Origin of the sequence: Hymenobacter sp. NBH84, assembly GCF_014217645.1 — a bacterium.
Taxonomy (GTDB): domain Bacteria; phylum Bacteroidota; class Bacteroidia; order Cytophagales; family Hymenobacteraceae; genus Hymenobacter; species Hymenobacter profundi.
Map to the genome: position 1 here is coordinate 227079 of NZ_CP043644.1, position 18854 is coordinate 245932.

Here is an 18854-nt window from a genome sequence, read left to right on the forward strand (position 1 = left end):
CGCAGCCCCTTAGACATAGAACTCACTCGGCACATCCGAGCAAATGCGAGAGCTAGAGGAGGCAAATCAGGGCATGGTAGGATGCCGCGCAGCTACTTCAAAAATAAATATCGTCAAAGCATTGTATAGATCATCTGCTTATTTATATGTTTGTAGTGTACTAGTTAAGTAATACACTAAGGCAATAGATATGGTAGACATTCAGAATATGAGTTTCGGCTACCGCCGCCACTCTCCGCTGCTACACAAAGTGCAGCTTTCCCTTTCTCGCGGCCATATCTATGGTCTACTAGGGAAAAATGGCGCGGGCAAATCCACGCTGCTCAAGAACATAGTAGGCCTGGCCTTTCCGCAAGCAGGGCAGTGTCTGATCGACGGCGTATCGGCCCAACGGCGCCTACCTTCCGTGCTGGAGGAGGTGTATTTTCTGGCGGAGGAACTGTACGTGCCGGCCCTCACGGCGGCGCAGTTTGTGGCTAATACGGCCGGTTTCTACCCCCGCTTCCGCCAAGAGGAGCTAACGCGCTACCTCCACGAGTTTGAAGTACCGGCGCACGCCGTGCTCAGCAAGCTTTCCTTCGGGCAGCAAAAGAAATTCATGATTGCCTTTGCCCTGGCCACCAACACGGGCTTGCTGGTGATGGACGAGCCCACTAACGGCCTCGATATTCCGTCCAAAGCACAGTTCCGGCGCATTATGGCGTCGGCCCTCACCGAAGAGCGCTGCATGGTGATTTCCACCCACCAGGTGCGCGACCTGGACAGCCTCATCGACACGGTAGTGGTGCTGCACGACGGCCAGATTGCCCTCAACCACAGCCTCGACCAGCTTACCGACCAGCTCACCTTTGCTACCCTACCCACCACTGATACTACGCCCGTGCTCTACGCCGAGGACTCGGTGCGCGGCCGGCAGGCCATCGTGCCCAACGCTAGCGGCGCCTACAGCCGGGTAGACTTGGAACTGCTATTCAATGCCGCTACCAGCGGTAGCTCTACCCTTCTTCCTTATCTAAAACAGCCTTCCTATGCACAACCTGTTTAGTTTCCAACGCTTTGGGCGGCTGTTTCGCAAGCACACCGCCGAGCACCTGCGCGAGTACCTGATGGGTGCAGCCGTGCTATTCGGCGCAATGCTGGTGGTGATGGGAGGTCTCTCCTATCTCAATAGCGGCTCCATGAATACTAGTGTACAAACTATGTTTTTCGCTCTATTTCTTCTGGGAGCGGGCGCATTCTTCACCAGCACCATTTTTCAGCAATTCGGTTTCAAGAACCGGGCTATTGCTGCCTTGTGTTTACCGGCTTCTACTCTGGAAAAGTATTTGGTTGGCTGGATATACTCATTTGTGTTGTTTTTACTGGTCTATGTGCCAGTGTTCTACCTAGCCAACAGCATTGTATTACTGCTATTCAACACACCCAGTGGTTACCACGAGGCTATGGATCTTTTCGATCCACAGGATCAGCCCTATACAATTTTATACGCATACGCTGTACTGCACGCCGTAATGCTAGTAGGCGCCATTTTCTTTGAAAAAGCCCAATTCGTGAAAACGGGCTTTGTGGTTTTTGGTGTGCTAGGCGTGCTAACGTTGGTCAACTTTCAGGTGCTGAAGACCATGTTCGGAGCAGAGTTGGTTACGACCCTACCCTTTACAGGAGCGAATTTTCGCACGATGAACTCTTTCTACAGAGTGGATCTGCCTGAAACGCAAATGCAGTGGATAGGACTGGTATTCGTGGTACTAACTGTGCTTTTCTGGACGGTGGCCTATGCTCGCCTGCGGGAAAAGCAAGTGTAACGGAGAGGAAATTAATATGGAATTTAAAGACAACGAAGCTATCTACCTGCAAATAGCCGGGTACATGAGCGACCATATTCTGCTGGGCAAGTGGGCCGGTGATGAGAAGATTCCGTCGGTGCGCGAGCTGGCCGGCGACTTACAAGTAAACCCCAATACGGTGATGCGGACCTACGATTTGCTGCAACAGCAGGAGGTGATTTACAACAAGCGCGGCCTGGGCTTTTTTGTGGCCCCCGAGGCTGCGCAGCAGGTGAAAGCCCTGCGCAAAGAGAGGTTTCTACAACAGGAGCTACCCGAGTTTTTTAAAACGGTGTCGCTGCTCGACATCAGCCTGGAGGAAGTGCAGGAGCGCTACACCCGGTTTCAGCAGGAACAAACCGCTACTCTACCTTCCTAAGCCATGAAAACCAGCACCAAACTTCTGCTCGTTGGAGTCTTAATCCTAATAGCCTCGTTGGCTACCTACAACGTAGCCCTACGCGCCGAGTACAACCGCGGCGAATTCCGCAACCCCTACCGTGACTACAGCGCATTGACGCTTCGCGATTTTGACGAGGTAGAGCTAACGCCCGGTAGTCGCTTGACAGTCAAGGTTGAAGCTGGTCCGTTTGCCGTGCGGCAACACAACAAAGCCGATTCTATACAAGTTGTGCAAACCGGCCGCCGCCTGCGCATCATCGACCTTGCCAAGCATCGCAATTCGCGTAGCCCCTGGACGCCACGTGTGGTGGTGGTAAGCTGCCCGCGCCTCGCTACGCTGCTTGTGAACTCGTCCGCAGTTGGCACGGCGTTTCCCTATCCTACCACTTCCCCAAATCCAGATTTGCCATCGGCAGATGTGCAGGTGCAAGGCTTCCAACAAGACAGCCTATTGGTAGCGGCCGACCAGAATGCCTCGGTAGAACTGGCCCAGAACCAGTTGAAGCAGTTGCGGGTGGTAGCCGGTACTACACCGGGTAGCACCGCCGCCGTGCGCGTCGCCAAAACCAATACCATCGGCGCGGCTCGGCTGGATTTCCAGCATAAAAGCGCTTTCACGTTGGATGCACCCACGATTTCCAACCTGCGCTACCAGTTCGCCGATAGCGTCCGCGCTACACTTCCCGGTGCGGCGCTGCAAGCCCTGGCGGGTCACTAGGCTATCGTGGTTGCTTTTTTCTACGCTCTCTGTATTCTCCTACCCCTTGCGGCTACGGCAGTGGCGTTGGGGGTAGGGGGCTGGTTGCGGCGGCTCTACGTGGTGGGTGCGCGCTTGCTGTTGGGCGCGTTCATGCTGGGCGGCGGCCTCTACAAGCTCTCCGATAACCACATTCCGGGCCTAATGGGGCCGCCCATGAACCACGCCTTTCTGGCCGAGCACAGCCTGGAAATCTTCGCGCAATTCATTGGCGTGGCGCAGCTCCTGATTGGCGTGCTGCTGCTTACAGGTCGTTTTGCCTTGTTGGGCGCGGTGATGCTAGTACCTATGTGGCTGAACATCATCTTCCTGACCTGGTCGCAGCACTGGGTGGGCACGCCCTACCTGGTTACGGGGTTTCTGGTGCTCACACTGGGACTGCTGCTGCACGACTTTCCACGCCTGAAATTCCTGCTCTACCCACCCGCCAATCCGGCCGCGCTGCATCAGGCGCCGCTTCAGACCGGGTCAATGGGCGCCGAGGTGCTGTGGTGGCTGGGCGTGGCCGTCATGGTGGGCGGCAGCCTGTTGTACCCGGTTTCTTTCAGGCTGATGCTGGGTACGATGGGGGTAGGGCTGGTAGTGGTTCTGGGCGCTAGTGGCTGGATGTGGCGCAATCGAAAGGCAGGCGCTACCGCGGGCAAGCGTGTTGTGCCTGATGTACAGAATGTTGTTTAATCCCGCGAGTAACCTAACCCGCGGCGGTGGTCGTCGTTTTACTCTAAACCTTCCACCAACCACTATTCTGTTATGTCAACCGCCATCCGACCCCAGGAGCTGGATACGCTCAAGGATAAAATCAAGGACATTCGTTACGCCACCCTCACCACGCTGGAGACCGACGGCGACTTCCATAGTCGCCCCATGTACACGCACGGCCTCGACGACGACGGCACGCTGTGGTTTTTCACCTACGAAGATTCGCGCAAAGTAGAGGAAATCAGGTCCAACAACCGCGTAGGCATCAACTACTCCAACGAAACGGCCGAAACCTACGTGAGCCTGGCCGGCACCGCCGAGGTGAAAAAGGACAAAGCCAAAATCGATGCCCTGTGGAACGACGGCCTGAAAGCTTGGTTCCCCAAGGGCAAAGACGACCCGAACATCACCCTACTCAAGATTGATTTCCACCAAGCCGAATACTGGGACAAGCCCGGCGGCAAGGTCAACAGCTTGTTCCAGATGGCAAAAGGTGCCCTCACCGGTCAACCCGACACCAGCGGCCGCAACGAGAAATTCGGCGACGAACCGAGCTAAACGGCTCTTTACAAAGAGGTAACCACACTATGCCCAACGTTATTCGCGAAGAATAGCGTTGGGCATATATCTTTACCCCCTACAGCTGGTGCTTCAATTGAAGCGGCTCCCAAGCTGCTACTGCGCATGAACTCCACGCTGCTTTTTGCCGGGCTACTTAGCCTGCCTACCCTGCTGATGGCTCGGCCGGCTATGGCTATTCCCACACTTCCTACCCACGATAGAGAACAAGCGCCCGCTGACGGGGAAAAGCGGCCGGTGCTATTTGGGGTGAAAGCAGGGGCCAACCTGATCAACATGAACTTCAACCGGGGCTACCCCCGGCCCGCCGTGCCGGTGGAGGCCAGCTACCGGGTAGGGGCGGTAGCCGGCCTGACCATGCGCGTGCCACTGGGGCAAAAGTGGGCGCTGGAGCAGGATTACCTATTTGCCCAAATGCGCGGCGCGAACAAGAATACTGATAGTCAGTACAGCTTCGCCTACCTCTCCCTACCCCTCACGATACGCTACCAAGTGCTGCCGCGTCTGTGGGTGCTGGCCGGCCCTCAGTTCGACCTGCTGATTCGAGCGGAGCAAACCGTGGCCGGTGCCACCACCAACACCACCCACGACACAGAGGAGCGCAGCATCCTGAGTACTGCTGGTGTAGCTGTGCAGCTAACAGACCATCTAAGCCTAACAGCTCGCTACTTACGCGGCTTCAACCACGTAGGGCTGGGCCAGCGCTCCAACTTGGAGGAATTCAAGTACGAAGGAGTGCAGCTAACGGCAGGGTATGAGTTTTAAGAAACGGTGTAGAGACGCGTACTCACGTCTCATTGTTGCTGATGGTATTTATCTTGGATATAATCAGGTGGTGTCGTTCAACGAGGAGACGCAAGTATGCGTCTCTACATCATCTAACGTCGAGCAGCGCGGCAACCAGCCTACCCCGCAACACGGGCCAGGTAGGTCGGGCGCGTGAGCTGATACTGCATCAAATCGAAATACTGCCCATTTTTGCGCACGTGCTGGTGCAGTTCGGCTTCCCACTGCATGCCGGCGTGTTGCATCACTTTGCCAGAGGCCAGATTAGCAACCAGGTGTGTGGCGAAAATCTTGTGTAGTTCCAGTGTCTCGAAGCCGAAGGCTAGCACGGCCCGTAGCGCTTCCGTAGCTATACCCTGGTTCCAGAACGGCTTGCCTACCCAATAACCTGCTTCGGCCCGATTGAAACGCTGCTCCACGGTGAGGCCAATGCCGCCGACAAACTGCCCTGTCTCGCGCAACTCGATGGCAAATACGTGGTGTTGGCCGCTGGCAAAACCCTGATTGGCCGCGTTCAACCAGTAAATGGCGTCGGCTTCCCCGTAAGGATGCGGAATATTCAGCGTCATGTTGGCTACCGTCGGCTCGTTGGCTAATTGCACAATGGTTGGAATATCATGCGCTAGCGGCTGGCGCAGTAGCAGCCGTTCGGTGGCCAGGGTAGGGTAGGAGTTCATGGCGGCAAGGTACGCAAGGCGGCAGGTAGACGCCGAAATTATGGCGGGTGCATTGGGAAGTCTGGGCTGGTGTGCGTAAGCTGCCGTTTCAAATCAGCTGTGCGCCTACTTTCTTTCCGATGCCCGAACCTCTGCTCTCGCTCGAAAACGTCACCGTTCGTCATCTCAACCGGCTGCTGTTTGCGGAGCTGAACTTTCAGATCGAACCCGGTCAGCACTGGGCGCTGGTGGGCGAAAGTGGTTCCGGCAAAAGCGCCCTGCTCGCTACCCTGGCCGGCCACCTGACCATCACCGGCGGCCGGGCCACCTACCCCCACCTCGATGCGCTAGCGCAGGAGCGTGCCGCCGCAACCCACGACCCGCTGTTCACCTGGCGCCGCTTGGTCAGCCATGTGCCCGCCCGCCCCAACTTCCGTACGCTGGCCAACACCACCGAAATCTACTACCAGCAGCGCTTCAACGCCACCGATACCGACAGCGTGCCCACCGTAGAAGACTACCTGCGAGCCGTACCGCTGGCCACCGCCGCACCTCACTGGACTTACGAACGGGTAGTAACCCTCCTACGCCTGAACCAGCTGCAAACCCAGCGCCTCATCAAGCTCTCCAACGGCGAAACCCGCCGCCTGCTACTGGCCGCGGCCCTACTGCGCAACCCGGCCCTTCTCCTGCTCGACATGCCCCTCACAGGCTTTGATGTACAAAGTCGTGCGGCCTTTAATGAACTGATGACTGCCATTGTGGCCTCGGGCATCACGGTGGTAATGGCGACTAGTCCGCACGAAGTGCCTGCTGGCATCACGCACGTGGCGGTGCTGCAAGCGGGTAGGGTAGCGGCAACACAGCCAAAGGCCGATTTCCACCCCGATCAGCTTGCCGCAACCGGCTTGCCTACCCTGGATGAAGCAGAGCTGCGCGCCCTGCTAGCCCTCACGCCGCCCCCACAGTTTCAAACTATCGTACGCCTCGAAGACGTGACCATCCGCTATGGCGACAAGGTCGTGCTCGACCACATCAACTGGGAAGTGAAGCCCGGCGAGCGGTGGGCGCTGACCGGCCCCAACGGCGCCGGTAAAAGCACCCTGCTCAGCCTACTCAACGGCGACAACCCCCAGGCCTATCGCCAGCGCATCACCCTCTTCGACCGGCGCCGCGGCAGCGGCGAGAGTATCTGGGACATCAAAAAGAAGATTGGCTTTGTGTCGCCGGAGCTGTTCCAGTATTTCCCGGCCCGGCAAAGCTGCCTGCACATCATCGAGTCGGGCTTCTACGAAACGCTGGGCCTGCTCCGCCCCAGCCAGCCCGATAAGGCCGCCATTGCCCGCCGCTGGCTGCGCCTACTGGACCTGGAGGGGCACGCCGCTACACCCTTCCGCCAGGTGGCCACCAGCGTGCAGCGCCTGTGCCTGCTAGCCCGCGCCTTGGTTCGCAACCCGCCCCTCTACCTCTTCGACGAGCCCTGCCAGGGCCTCGACGCTCAGCAGCAACAGCACTTCCGCCACGTGCTGGACCGTATCTGCCAGGTCAGCAACGTCACGCTCATCTACGTGAGCCACTACCCCCACGAAATCCCGCAAAGCGTCACGCAGGTGCTGCAGCTAGAGCAGGGTAGGCGGGTGGAGGGGTAGGAAACCGTCATGCTGAGCTTGTCGAAGCATCTCTACCGCTTCGTTGAACGGCCGTTAGCCACTACCCCTCGTCGCAGTCGCTCGGCTATGCCGAGTGACGACTACTCCCAAGCAGCTCTGCTGCGCGCGTCTGCCTGACGTTAGCGCGGCCTTGCCCATACGGTACATACGGATTCGGGGCAAAGCCCCTCAAGCGTAGAACTCACTCGGCACAGCCGAGCGAGTGCGGCGTGTGTAGAGATAAAACGTATTTATAGAGGTAGTGTTTGAAGAGGGCTGAAATAGCAGGCACTGCTCAGAGGGTAGTGTTCTGGTGCTGTAACTAAGCCGGTCGCTACCGGATTACTATGAATATAATCCATCTTCTGACGTACCACAGCTGGTGTCCAGAGAGGAATAGGGAAAGTGGTTTTCTGCCAGAACATATACTGTTCATTCTGGCGTTGTGGCCGGGCATAGTACGCGAACAGACGCATCATCCATTCTCGGCGGCTTTCCTGCTCGTTCTCAGCAATAGCTCTGAGTAACTGTCTGGCTGTATGTGCTTTTAAGTCGCGTAATACGTCACTAAGGCTTCCGTCAGTGCGGGCAGCAATCAAGTGAATATGACTGCTCATGATGACGTAGGCGTATAATTCCAACCCCTTATGCTGCTGGCAATATCGTAGGCTATTAAGGACAATGTCTGTGTACTGCGGGCGAATAAATACATCTACCCAGCCTACTACAGTCAACGTCAAAAAGAATAGCCCTCCGGGGTGCGTTTTACGAAGTTCTGACACAAGAATTCAGAATAATATATTGAGGCTAACATAACTTGTAACGTGCTAAGTCACAACATTTCTACACCCCGCACTCGCTCGGCTGCGCCGAGTGAGCCCTATGCTCAAGCAGTTCTGCTACGCGCTGTTGCGGTCGTTAGATAGTATTGTTCAGGCGGCGCAGCCGGATTCGGAGCAGAGCCCCTCAAACGTAGTCCTAACTCGGCATAGCCGAGCGAGTGCGGAGGTACGAATTACTATGCCAGATGTAAACAAAACCCCCGCGCCAGCCTTTCAGCCAACGCGGGGGTCTTGTTAAGTGGCTACTGCCAAACTACTACATCCGGTTGATAATCTCATCACCGAACTCGCTGCATTTCAGCAGGGTAGCACTGTCCATGAGACGCTCGAAGTCGTAGGTAACGCGCTTGGAGGCGATGGCAGCTTCCAGACCGCTGTAGATCAGGTCGGCGGCTTCTTGCCAGCCCATGTACTCCAGCATCATGGCACCCGAGAGGATAACCGAGCCGGGGTTCACCTTGTCGAGGTTGGCGTACTTGGGCGCGGTGCCGTGGGTAGCCTCGAAGATGGCGTTGCCGGTAGTGTAGTTGATGTTGGCGCCCGGCGCAATACCGATACCACCCACGATGGCAGCCAGCGCGTCGGAGATGTAGTCGCCGTTTAGGTTCAGGGTAGCCACTACCGAGTACTCGGCGGGGCGGAGCAGAATCTGCTGCAAGAACGCATCGGCGATGCTGTCCTTAATCAGAATCTTACCGCTTTCCAGAGCAGCTTTCTGCTGCGCGTCGGCTACTTCCTGGCCCTGCTTGGCCAGTACTTTGTCGTACTGTGCCCAAGTGTATACTTTGTCGCCAAACTCGCGCTCGGCCAGCTCGTAGCCCCAGGTTTTGAAGGCACCCTCGGTGAACTTCATGATATTACCCTTGTGCACGATGGTCACCGAAGGCTTCTTGTGCGTGATGGCGTACTCGATGGCAGCGCGCACCAAACGCTCCGTGCCCTCTTTCGATACTGGCTTGATGCCGAACGAAGACGACTCGGGGAAGCGGATTTTCTTCACGCCCATCTCGTCTTGCAGGAATTCCAGCATTTTCTGAGCCTGGGGCGTGCCGTTCATGTACTCGATACCGGCGTAGATGTCTTCCGTGTTTTCGCGGAAAATCACCATGTCGGTCAGGTTGGGCTGCTTCACGGGCGAGGGCACACCCTCAAACCAGCGCACGGGGCGCACGCAAGCGTACAGGTCTAGCTCCTGGCGCAGAGCCACGTTCAGCGAGCGAATGCCGCCGCCTACGGGGGTAGTCAGGGGGCCTTTGATGCCTACCAGGTACTCGCGGAAAGCGTCCAGCGTTTCGTTGGGCAGCCAGTTGTTTACTTGCTTGAATGCTTTCTCACCGGCCAGAACCTCTTTCCACACCAGTTTCTTGGAGCCGCCATAGGCTTTCTCCACTGCTGCGTCGAATACTTTTACGGATGCCGCCCAGATATCGGGACCCGTACCGTCGCCCTCAATGAATGGGATGATGGGCTGGTCCGGCACATTCAATTTGCCGTTCTGGATGGTAATTTTTTGTTCTGCCATTGTGAAAAGTGTCAGTTGTTAGGTGACGGTCTATAAAGTGTTACGATTGGTAAAATGACTGTCATCCTGAGCGGAGCGAAGGACCTTCTCACGGTAGCGCGGTTGCTGCACGATACACGTTCTATCGTGAGAAGGTCCTTCGCTCCGCTCAGAATGACAGGGTTAATACCCAAAAATCTCTTTCAGGGTAAGTTGTTGAACCTTGCCGTATTTAGCAAGCTCCTTGAAATTCAAACGGTCTTTGGAGCCGATAACGAGAATGGTTTGGTTCTGGCCTTTCACCTTAGCCTCCTGAAACTTCTTCAAGTCGTCAAAGCTCATGTTGTACGTTTTCTCATACACGTCGCGGCGCACATCATAATCGAGACCGAGGCGTTTGGCGCGCTCGTAGCTCATCAGGATATTCGACTTCGTGATGCGCTCCGTGGCGATGCTGTTGCGAATGGCGTTCTTGGCAATCGTTAGGTTTGCTTCCGCCGCGGGCATATCGTTCAGCAAACCCGCCATGCCAGCCATAGCCTCGGGCAGCTTGTCGCTCTGCGTGCCGATGTAGGAGGTGATGTAGTTGGAGCGACCCAGCTTATCGGCACTCGCGTAGCGCGACGAGGCTGAGTACGCCAGCGCCTTGCTCTCGCGCAGCTCCTGGAACACAATGCTCCCCATCGACCCACCGAAATACTCGTTGTACAGGCTCACCGTGGGCACCAGCGCTTTATCGTAGGCGTCGCCCTTGGTTAGGAACAGAATTTCGGCCTGCACCATGTTGTAGTCCACCCAGTATACCTGGCGCTGGTTCATGGGCTGCTCGGCAAAGTCCTTGTCGGCCGGTACGGGCTTGAGGGTAGCGGGCGTACGGTGATATTGATCAAGGGTGTTTTTTATACCAGCAACGACGTACTCCGAGCTACCGCCGTTGGGAATAAGAGCTGCTACGTCCGTTGCAACTGGCCGCGGCCCATAATACAGCACGCGATGCTGGTAGCCCGTGAGCTGCTGAATGCGGCTAATCAGGTCCTGCGGCTTCAGCGCCTTCAATTCTTTCTCGCTGAGTTGGGTCGTGAATGGATTCTTGGGGCCATACTTGGCGTAGTTCACCATGGCCTGTTGCAGAATCACGTTCTTGTTTAGCTTGGCATCCTGGCGGGCTTTCAAGGTACCGGCCACCATGTTTTTGAGGGCCTCCGCGTCGGCCTTGGGGGCGCGCAATAGGCTTTCGAATAGCTGCAAAGCGGGCTCCATGTTGCTGTCGAGGCCGGAGAGACTCACGAACGTACGGTCCTGCCCGCTGCTCACCGAGAACGAACAGCCTAGTTTGTAGAACTCCTGCTGCAATTGCGCGGCCGTGTACTTATCAGTGCCCAGATACTGGAGGTAGTCGGTGGCTAGGCCCAGGCGTGGGTCAGCATTGGTGCCCATATCGAGCACGTAGTAGAGATTGAACAGGTTATTCTCAGCGTTGCGGGTGTAGAACACCGGCACGCCCGAGCTAAGCTTCACCTCCTGAATATCCTTCTTGTAATCCACAAACACCGGCTGCAATTCCGGCGACTGCATGGCTGTCACCTGCTTGTAGAAGTCGGAAGCAGCGTCGCGGTTCACGGGCACCGGCGTAATGGCCGGCTTCACTACCTTCTCGGTGGTTTTGTCCTGGCCGGTGCGCTTGTATACCACTACGTAATTGTTCTGGTAGTACTGATTAACCACGCGCACCACATCTTCCTTCTTGATCTTGGCGAAGTCGTCGAACTGCTTGAGGTAGTCTTTCCAGTCTTGGCGGGCAATGAACGCCGCTACAAAAGCACCCGCGCGGGCTTCGTTGTCCTCGTAGCTCTTGGTGCGTTGCAGCTCCTCGTTGTTGATGATGGCCGGAATCAGCCACTCCGGGAAGTCGCCCTTCTTTACCTTGTCCAGCTCGCCTAGCAGCAGCGCCTTCACCTGGTCCAGTGTTTGGCCCTGGCGCGGGGTAGCGTACATGATGTGCGAGGAATAATCATCATTCAAATCTGTGAACGACGATGCCTGCAATACTTTCTGCTGCTGATTCAGGTCGAGGTCGATGAGGCCGGCCTGACCGTTGGTCAGGATCTTGTCGATCATGCGCAGCACCAGCGCGTCGTCGGTGGTAGTGCCGGGAAAGCGGAAGCCCAGCATTACGTTTTCAGCCGACGGCCCTACCACTTCCTTCACCAATGGGGTAGTGAGGGGCGCTTCCTTCGCCGGCTCAAACGCAGGCACCGGCTTGCGCTCCATCTGCCCAAAGTACTGGTCAATCAGGCGGATAGTCTGGTCGTAATCCAGGTCACCGCTCAGGGCCAGCGCCACGTTGTTGGGCACATAGTACTGCCCGAAATACTTCTTAATCTCCGTAATCGACGGATTTTGCAGGTGCTCAATCGTGCCGATGGTGGTCTGCGTGCCGTACTCGTGTTTTTGGTAGAGGCCGGCGTTCAGCGCCTGGTATTCCTTGGAAAAGTCGTTGTCGAGGGTGCGGTTTTTCTCCTCATACACCGCTTCCAGCTCCGTATGAAACAGGCGCGGCACCATCTCCTTCAGTCGCTCGCTTTGGATGGCGGCCCACTTCTCAATCTGGTTGCTCGGAATATCCTCCTGATACACCGTCTGCTCCACCGAGGTGTAGGCATTGGAGCCTTTCGAGCCAATGGCGCCCATCACCTTATCGTACTCATTCGCCACAGCCAACTTGGCTGCTACGCTCGATACGGAGTCGATCTGGTGGTAGAGCTTCTTGCGCTGCGCCGCGTCGCGGGTGGCGCGGTACTGCTCGTACAGCCCTTCAATTTTATCCAGCTCCGGCTTCTCAGCCTGCCAGTTCTGCGTGCCCAGTTTGGAAGTGCCCTTGAACACCATGTGCTCTAGGTAGTGTGCCAGACCGGTAGCGTTGTGCGGGTCATTTTTGGAGCCGGCGCGCACAGCCAGGTACGTCTGGATGCGCGGCGCGTCGTCGTAGTCGGAGAGGTAGACCGTCAGGCCGTTATCCAGCGTGTAGATACGGGCTTTCAGCGGGTCGCCTTCCACCGTTTCGTACTTGTACTCTTTCTGCTTCGCGGCGGTAATGGGGGCTTCGGTGGCGGGAGCAGTAGCGGCCGGTTTGCTGGACTGGCATTGGGTGAAACCCAGGGTAGCCAGGGCCGGAAGTACTAGTAGAAGGGGTTTTTTCACAGGAAGGCGGTGCGGAGGACTTAAGAAATCAAAGATAGGGGGCCTCTTTTGGAATAAAAAGCCCGACCGTCCCCGAAATACCCCGTCGCACCCGCGAAGTGCGAAATTTTGTGTATAGGACCACGGATTCGCTCGGATTTATTGGATTGGTCGGATTTTGTGGACGGTGCCTTTCCCGTTTGTCATCCTGAGCTTGCGAAGGACCTTCTGCCAGTTGAACGAGTCGTTATAATGCCTGTAGTTCTACCGTGATAAGGTCCTTCGCAGGCTCAGGATGACAGCCAAGCCGCAATCGTCTACAAAATCCGACCAATCCTCAACATCCGAGCGAATCCGTGATCAGAAATCCGTATCCAATCCCAAGCGCTGCTTCATCTCATGCAGCATCGGAAACTTCTCGGCCAGGTACTCAAACTTATCCGACGACGTGTAAAGCTTGCGGGCCGTTTGGGCCTGTGGAGCTACGCTTACCTGCACCGTGAGACGGGGGTAGCCCGTGCGCCGCCGCAGCTCTGTGAGCAGCTCCGCCCGAAACTCGTTGAACTGGTCCACCTGCACCGGATTGTCTACAATGAGCTCTATCGTATGACGTGCGTTGGCCTGCACGGGGCGGTTGAGCACCATATACTCGCTCATTCGTTCTTGTGCCTTGCGCTCCTCCTTCAGCTCGTTCCACACGCGGTGCAATACTTCTTCGTCTATCGGCGGTAGGCCGTCCACAGAGGTAGGCTCCACGTCGAGGGTAGGAGCCGCTTTCACAGTGCTGGCCTGCTGGGCTACCTTCGCTTTCAGGGCCGATAAGCTCGGCAGGCTAGGCACCTTCGACTGGATTGGGCCGCTGGGGCGCGTAACCGGAGGCAGCGGCAAACCAGGTGCCGGCTCGTGCCCCTCGAAGCTGGGGCGCCCTACCTCCACATGCGGCTGCGTGTCGCGGAATTGCTGGGTAGGGTTGGGTAAGTCGGCTGTCTCGTCCTCTATGCTGGGCGTGTCGTGCAGTTCTTCCACGCCGCTTTCCACCGGCACAATAGGCTGCGGGTCGGCGGGGGCGTGTTGCAGGGGGGGGGGGTAGGGAGCGCGCTTACTGCTGGTGCTGGCGCAGCAGGCGCGGCCGGAACACTGACCGCTACTGGGGTAGGTGAGGGTAGAGGACGGGTCGCGGGCGGCGCTGGTGCAGTGGTAGGCGGCGCGGCTACGGCATAGGCAGCCGGTGCCTCAGCAGTACCATCGGCCACCAACTGGTTATCAGCTGCCGCCGCAGGGGTAGGCGGGGCTACGGGACTACTTTTTTTTTTCGCCTCGCCGTTGGCGGCGGGGCTGCTCAGGTCGCGGGCAAACTGCACGGCGCCGTTGAGGTAGGCCAGCTTCATGAGCGTCAGCTCCACGTGCAGGCGCTGGTTTTTGGCTTGCTTGAACTCCCGGTCGCACTGGCTCACCAGGTTCAGGGCCGAGAGCAAAAAGGCCAGCGGCGCGGCCTGGGCCTGCTGCACGTACCGCTGCCGGATACCTTCCGATACTTCCAGGAGTTGCACCGTTACGGGGTCTTTGCACACCAGCAGGCCGCGCAGGTGCTCGGCGGCGCCCACCACAAAGTTGTGCAAATCGAAGCCGTTCTGCATCACCTCATCCAGCAGCAATAAAGTCTGCGACAGGTCTTCGCGCAACAGGGCATCCACCAGCCGGAAATAGTACTCATAATCCAGAATGTGCAGATTCTGCACCACGTCCTGGTAGCGTAGGTCGTGCCCGGCGAAGGTCACCATCTGGTCGAACATGCTCAGGGCGTCGCGCAAACCGCCGTCGGCCTTTTGGGCCAGCAGGTGCAGCGCGTCATCCTCGGCCCGGATTTTTTCCTGCTCCGCCACGTAGCGCAAGTGCCCGCGAATGTCATCCACCCGAATCCGGTTGAAGTCAAACACCTGACAGCGCGACAGGATGGTAGGAATAATCTTGTGGCGCTCGGTGGTAGCCAGAATGAAAATGGCGTAGCCCGGCGGCTCCTCCAGCGTCTTCAGAAACGCGTTGAAAGCCGCATTCGACAGCATGTGCACCTCGTCGATGATGTACACCTTGAAGCGGCCCTGCTGCGGGGCGTAGCGCACCTGCTCCACTAAAGAGCGAATATCCTCCACCGAGTTGTTGGAGGCCGCGTCCAGCTCGTGCACGTTAAACGACGCGTTTTCCTGAAACGCCCGGCACGAGGCGCATTTCCCGCAGGCTTCCAGCTCGGCGGGCGCGTCGGGGGTAGGGGAGTGGAGGACGGAGTCGGGAATAATGTCCTGTCGGCCAGCCGCTACCAGCTCCGCCACCGAGCGGCCCTGCCGCACGTGCTCCTCCACAAACTCGCAGTTGATGGTCTTGGCCAGGATGCGGGCGCAGGTGGTTTTGCCTACCCCCCGCGGCCCGCAAAACAGGAAGGCCTGGGCCAGATGCTGCGAGGCAATGGCGTTTTGCAGGGTAGTAGTCACGTGCTGCTGCCCCACCACGCTGCGAAACGTGGCCGGACGGTACTTCCGGGCCGAAACAACGAAATTCTCCATAGTGCTATCCTACAAAGATACCCCGAAATGGCGGGCTTTGGAAGTCGGCAGCGGTGTTTGTCATTCCGAGCGCAGCGAGGAATCTGAGGCAGAAGATAGTAGCGTCACACGCAGATTCCTCGCTGCGCTCGGAATGACAAACGGGAACAAATTAGCCCTGCTGCAACGTTTTCTAACTAATCCGCGTACATTTACGCCCCGCCTCTTACGGCGGGTACCGTTCTTTCTAATCTGGGGTCGACATGGAATTGACAGCTTGTGCAAGTCGCGAGTAAGCGTGTCGGGAGTTGGATGAATCTCCCGTTAAAAAGTCGTCCGAACAATAACTGGCGAGTATTCCTACGCCATGGCTGCCTAGTCTAGGTACTAAGTAATGCCATCGTCCCGCATCCGTTTTCTTTTACACGGGTGAGTTCGGGGCGTCGTAAGTAAAAGATAGCCACGTGGGAGGTGTGACCACGCGGCGAAACCTAACTGCATCTACGGGTAGACTAAAGGCCTGATGTGCGCCCGGGCTACCCCGACAATCCAAGCATAGATACACACGTAGAAAGCCCGACGCCTTCCTTGTCTGGACCAGGGTTCGAATCCCTGCGACTCCACAGAAAAGCCCGTTTCCGGTATGGAAACGGGCTTTTTGTTTTCTGGGGGTACAGCAAGAGACGCTGCTTTCATGTTTTATACAGTACACGAAGGCTAGAAGGGATTTACAGCTTTAAGAAAGCGGCAAAGTATTAATCTATCATTCATCTTGCCGCATATGTTGGTGTATTCACTGGAATAATCCAAATTTGTGTCTGTTATTTTGTGCAAAATGACGAAGAAGTAGATGCAGAGTTATGAATGAGAAGGAACGAAAATCTGTGAATCAGCGAATTGCTGAGTTAGTGCAGTGTTATCATAAAGGCAATAAATCAGCCTTTGCGAAGGCTGCGGATATAAGCTATCAGAGTTTAGGATCAATCTTAGGTAGCCGGCAGAGTGTTCCATCTGTAGTAGTCCTACAAAAAATAGGGGCTGCCTTACCGCAAGTGCGGATGGATTGGCTTGTATTAGGTAAAGGGGATATGGTAGAAACGAATAAAGTAATTTCTCTACCTCTCCCGTCTGATGACTCAGTGGCTGAAACCAAGAATTTGACACAGCGCTTAGCAGAGAATAGAGCGCACTTCGACATATTGATGGAAGCCCTGGTAGAGGAACGCAAACTGGGTAGGGTGTACCGTATAGGTGTCAATCGTCCTATGGAGCGAAAGTTAGCCGATCGGCTAAGCAGCACGGAGGAGGAAGCGCGGGAACTTGTGTTTAGTGGAAAAATTTGTTCTCAATACTCTGGACCTAATAATGACAAAGCCCGTCGCAACGGAGCCAGTTATCTTATTACTGAACAAGCAGTTCGTGATTTCTTAGCCACAGAGCAGACACCCTAGCTTAGTCGCCTGTGGCTTTGATCAGGTCCAAGCCTCTATCCGTGACCCCATAGAAAAGCCCGCCTCCGGTACGGAAACGGGCTTTTTTGCGTGTTATTTATTTCTTCTACCTCTAGTTTGGGAACGGCGCATTAAGTTCTAGCAGCGTTTGCCGGAAAACTACGAGCGCAAGGCAGAAACCCCATGTAGCACGTGGGTTTCTGCCTTGCGCTCGTGCAAAACGGTATCCTACCTTAAGTAAGCAGTGACTGCTGAACTAGGATAGTACATGTACGATACAATAGCCCGCTACGCTAGCCCAGCTTAACGCGCCATACATGAATAGCTTCTCATACCAAGTGAGCTCGAGTTCTTTTGCTGGTGTGTACATGGGCGGGATAGATAAGGCGAGAGAGCAGAACGTCCTAAACACAAGGCCAAGACGTTTAAAGGTTCTGGAAATATACTACTCCTGTTATAATTTTGCAAAACCTAATATAATTATGTTTCATCGTCGCATGTGGTTGGTATTGAAGTAGTTCAAAAATTTCATAATATATTCGTAATCCATTTCTACGAGAATAATACCAACAAAAAGGGGCATACAATAAGCTATTGGCAGAAAAAAAGCCCGTTCCCACGAGATGGAAACGGGCTTGCTGGTAAGCGTCTGCTTCTTATGCTAGCAAGGCATGGTTTTCCAAATCGCCGCCAAACTTAATTAGCAGGTCGCCGAGCTTGCTCAAATCGGCCTTCAGCGTATCATCCACGTTATCGGCGGCCTGAATGGTTTGGGCGCCTAGCATACTGAGCGACCGGCCGATGGATTTACCATCAAAAATATCCTGCTCCGCGCTGATCAACGATTGCAGGTTGCCCAACTCGCGGGCAATGTCCTGAAAAGCAGGTATACCACTATCAATCAGAAGCTGATACCACTGGTCAACGTGGGTGAGCGACGTGCTAATGGGGATACCGGTAGGACCTTGCAGCAGAGCCTGTATAGTATGGGTGAGAAGGATATCGCCCGAATGAGCGGAGGGAAGGTTTGCCATAGCGAAATAAGGTGAGGGAGCAGAGAGTTAGGAAGCGGTTTGTAGTAGACCCGCTTGTCGTAGAATAGTTGCCGCACGTAGGGCACTAGATTCTTTATCTTTTATTTCCAGCATGATATCCGCATCAAGGCCGTGCAAGTGCGGTAGCAAGTCGTGGAACAGGGCATCGACCAACGTGGAGGTGTGTTTGCCTTTGCGTTCACCGGGCTGTTGCGAACTGTAGTCCAGCATAATTACACCGTCGCGGATGGGGTGCCAGGTAGAGGCGGCTAGGCGCAGGGCCTCCGCCATCGGCTCGCCGTGGTTCAGGCATTCGTGGTGGAAAGTATCGAACAGGATGGGGACGCCCACGGCCTCGTGCAGGCGTAGGCAGTCGCGCAGGCTGAAGAGGCGGTCGTCGTTTTCGATAACCACCCGGTTACGCACCTGTTCGGGTAGGGTCCGGTACGTGTCCTCAAACCGATTGAGAGCCAACTCGCGGTTGTTGTAGAGGCCTCCTACATGGATTTGCAGCTTGGCAGTGGTGTCCATGCCCATCAGATCCAACATAGAGCCCTGGTAAACCAGCTCGGCAATACTGCGCTCTACAATGCCTGCGTCGGGCGAGTTCAGCACCACAAACTGATCGGGGTGCAACGACACGCGCATTTGGTGCTGCCGGATGTAGTCTCCAATGGCTCGGAACTCCGCTGCAAATCGGGTTTGCCACGGGTAGGTATTGATAGCGTGCGAACCAAACGGAACGATATTCGACCCAATCCGGAAAAAGAGCAGGTCGTTTTCTACGTTATACGTCAGAATGCGCTGCAAGCAAGCCAAATTGTTGGCCACGGTCTGCTCTACGCGTTCATCTGAGTAAGATGCCAATCGAAACGTAGATGCAGAGGAACAATCAAGCGATTCATTGACGCAAGGATACCCTATTCTCATACTACAATCGTACGATTACCACAGG

General features: G+C 56.0%; 17 protein-coding genes and 1 other RNA gene. 10 read left to right on the top strand and 8 right to left on the bottom strand.

Features of this window, described 5'->3' with window-relative positions; translation table 11 throughout:
• Positions 1–190: 190 nt before the first annotated feature.
• The 7 genes from F1C16_RS00990 to F1C16_RS01020 all read left to right on the top strand — a co-directional run bounded on the left by F1C16_RS00990 (position 191) and on the right by F1C16_RS01020 (position 5028).
• On the top strand, positions 191–1045 hold the full coding sequence (locus F1C16_RS00990; RefSeq protein WP_185282535.1) for an ATP-binding cassette domain-containing protein: 855 nt from the start codon (positions 191–193) through the stop codon (positions 1043–1045).
• Positions 1029–1805, top strand: coding sequence for a hypothetical protein (locus tag F1C16_RS00995; protein ID WP_185282536.1), 777 nt, complete (start codon positions 1029–1031; stop codon positions 1803–1805). The genes F1C16_RS00990 and F1C16_RS00995 overlap by 17 nt, the downstream gene beginning before the upstream one ends.
• A 16-nt stretch (positions 1806–1821) precedes the next feature.
• Positions 1822–2205 carry a GntR family transcriptional regulator gene (locus tag F1C16_RS01000; RefSeq protein WP_185282537.1) on the top strand — a complete coding sequence of 128 codons (384 nt, stop codon included), beginning with the start codon at positions 1822–1824 and terminating at the stop codon, positions 2203–2205.
• 3 nt (positions 2206–2208) lie between these two features.
• Positions 2209–2946, top strand: a complete 738-nt coding sequence (locus F1C16_RS01005; RefSeq protein WP_185282538.1) for a hypothetical protein — start codon at positions 2209–2211, stop codon at positions 2944–2946.
• 6 nt (positions 2947–2952) lie between these two features.
• Complete coding sequence (locus F1C16_RS01010; RefSeq protein ID WP_185282539.1) at positions 2953–3663, top strand: DoxX family membrane protein; 711 nt, start codon at positions 2953–2955, stop codon at positions 3661–3663.
• A 72-nt stretch (positions 3664–3735) separates the two neighbouring features.
• On the top strand, positions 3736–4242 hold the full coding sequence (locus F1C16_RS01015; protein WP_185282540.1) for a pyridoxamine 5'-phosphate oxidase family protein: 507 nt from the start codon (positions 3736–3738) through the stop codon (positions 4240–4242).
• A gap of 126 nt (positions 4243–4368) precedes the next feature.
• Complete coding sequence (locus F1C16_RS01020; protein WP_185282541.1) at positions 4369–5028, top strand: porin family protein; 660 nt, start codon at positions 4369–4371, stop codon at positions 5026–5028.
• A gap of 140 nt (positions 5029–5168) precedes the next feature.
• Here the strand turns inward: F1C16_RS01020 and F1C16_RS01025 are convergent, their stop codons facing one another.
• Positions 5169–5726: a GNAT family N-acetyltransferase gene (locus F1C16_RS01025; protein ID WP_185282542.1), complete on the bottom strand. Its 558-nt coding sequence runs from the start codon at positions 5724–5726 to the stop codon at positions 5169–5171.
• 119 nt (positions 5727–5845) lie between these two features.
• On the opposite strand from F1C16_RS01025, the gene F1C16_RS01030 reads away from it, so the two are divergent.
• On the top strand, positions 5846–7354 hold the full coding sequence (locus tag F1C16_RS01030; RefSeq protein ID WP_185282543.1) for an ATP-binding cassette domain-containing protein: 1509 nt from the start codon (positions 5846–5848) through the stop codon (positions 7352–7354).
• A 251-nt stretch (positions 7355–7605) separates the two neighbouring features.
• Here F1C16_RS01030 and F1C16_RS01035 read toward each other — a convergent pair whose 3' ends face one another.
• From F1C16_RS01035 to dnaX, 5 genes are all read right to left on the bottom strand, one after another.
• A complete protein-coding gene (locus F1C16_RS01035; protein ID WP_185282544.1) occupies positions 7606–8136 on the bottom strand; it encodes a transposase in 531 nt (176 codons plus the stop codon).
• 316 nt (positions 8137–8452) lie between these two features.
• Positions 8453–9718, bottom strand: coding sequence for an NADP-dependent isocitrate dehydrogenase (gene icd, locus F1C16_RS01040; RefSeq protein WP_185282545.1), 1266 nt, complete (start codon positions 9716–9718; stop codon positions 8453–8455).
• A 162-nt stretch (positions 9719–9880) separates the two neighbouring features.
• Positions 9881–12898: a pitrilysin family protein gene (locus F1C16_RS01045; protein WP_185282546.1), complete on the bottom strand. Its 3018-nt coding sequence runs from the start codon at positions 12896–12898 to the stop codon at positions 9881–9883.
• A gap of 339 nt (positions 12899–13237) precedes the next feature.
• The gene (locus tag F1C16_RS01050; RefSeq protein ID WP_185282547.1) at positions 13238–13921 is read right to left on the bottom strand and encodes a hypothetical protein; all 684 of its coding nucleotides are present in this window, start codon (positions 13919–13921) and stop codon (positions 13238–13240) included.
• Positions 13873–15435, bottom strand: a complete 1563-nt coding sequence (gene dnaX / locus F1C16_RS01055) for a DNA polymerase III subunit gamma/tau (RefSeq protein ID WP_258048985.1) — start codon at positions 15433–15435, stop codon at positions 13873–13875. The genes F1C16_RS01050 and dnaX overlap by 49 nt, the downstream gene beginning before the upstream one ends.
• A 233-nt stretch (positions 15436–15668) precedes the next feature.
• Here dnaX and ssrA point away from each other — a divergent pair.
• Positions 15669–16040: a transfer-messenger RNA gene (ssrA, locus tag F1C16_RS01060) on the top strand.
• A 234-nt stretch (positions 16041–16274) separates the two neighbouring features.
• Positions 16275–16865, top strand: coding sequence for a hypothetical protein (locus tag F1C16_RS01065; RefSeq protein ID WP_185282548.1), 591 nt, complete (start codon positions 16275–16277; stop codon positions 16863–16865).
• Between the two features lie 656 nt (positions 16866–17521).
• Here the strand turns inward: F1C16_RS01065 and F1C16_RS01070 are convergent.
• On the bottom strand, positions 17522–17899 hold the full coding sequence (locus tag F1C16_RS01070) for a hypothetical protein (RefSeq protein ID WP_185282549.1): 378 nt from the start codon (positions 17897–17899) through the stop codon (positions 17522–17524).
• A gap of 27 nt (positions 17900–17926) precedes the next feature.
• Positions 17927–18829 carry a UV DNA damage repair endonuclease UvsE gene (uvsE, locus tag F1C16_RS01075; protein WP_185282550.1) on the bottom strand — a complete coding sequence of 301 codons (903 nt, stop codon included), beginning with the start codon at positions 18827–18829 and terminating at the stop codon, positions 17927–17929.
• Positions 18830–18854 lie beyond the last annotated feature (25 nt).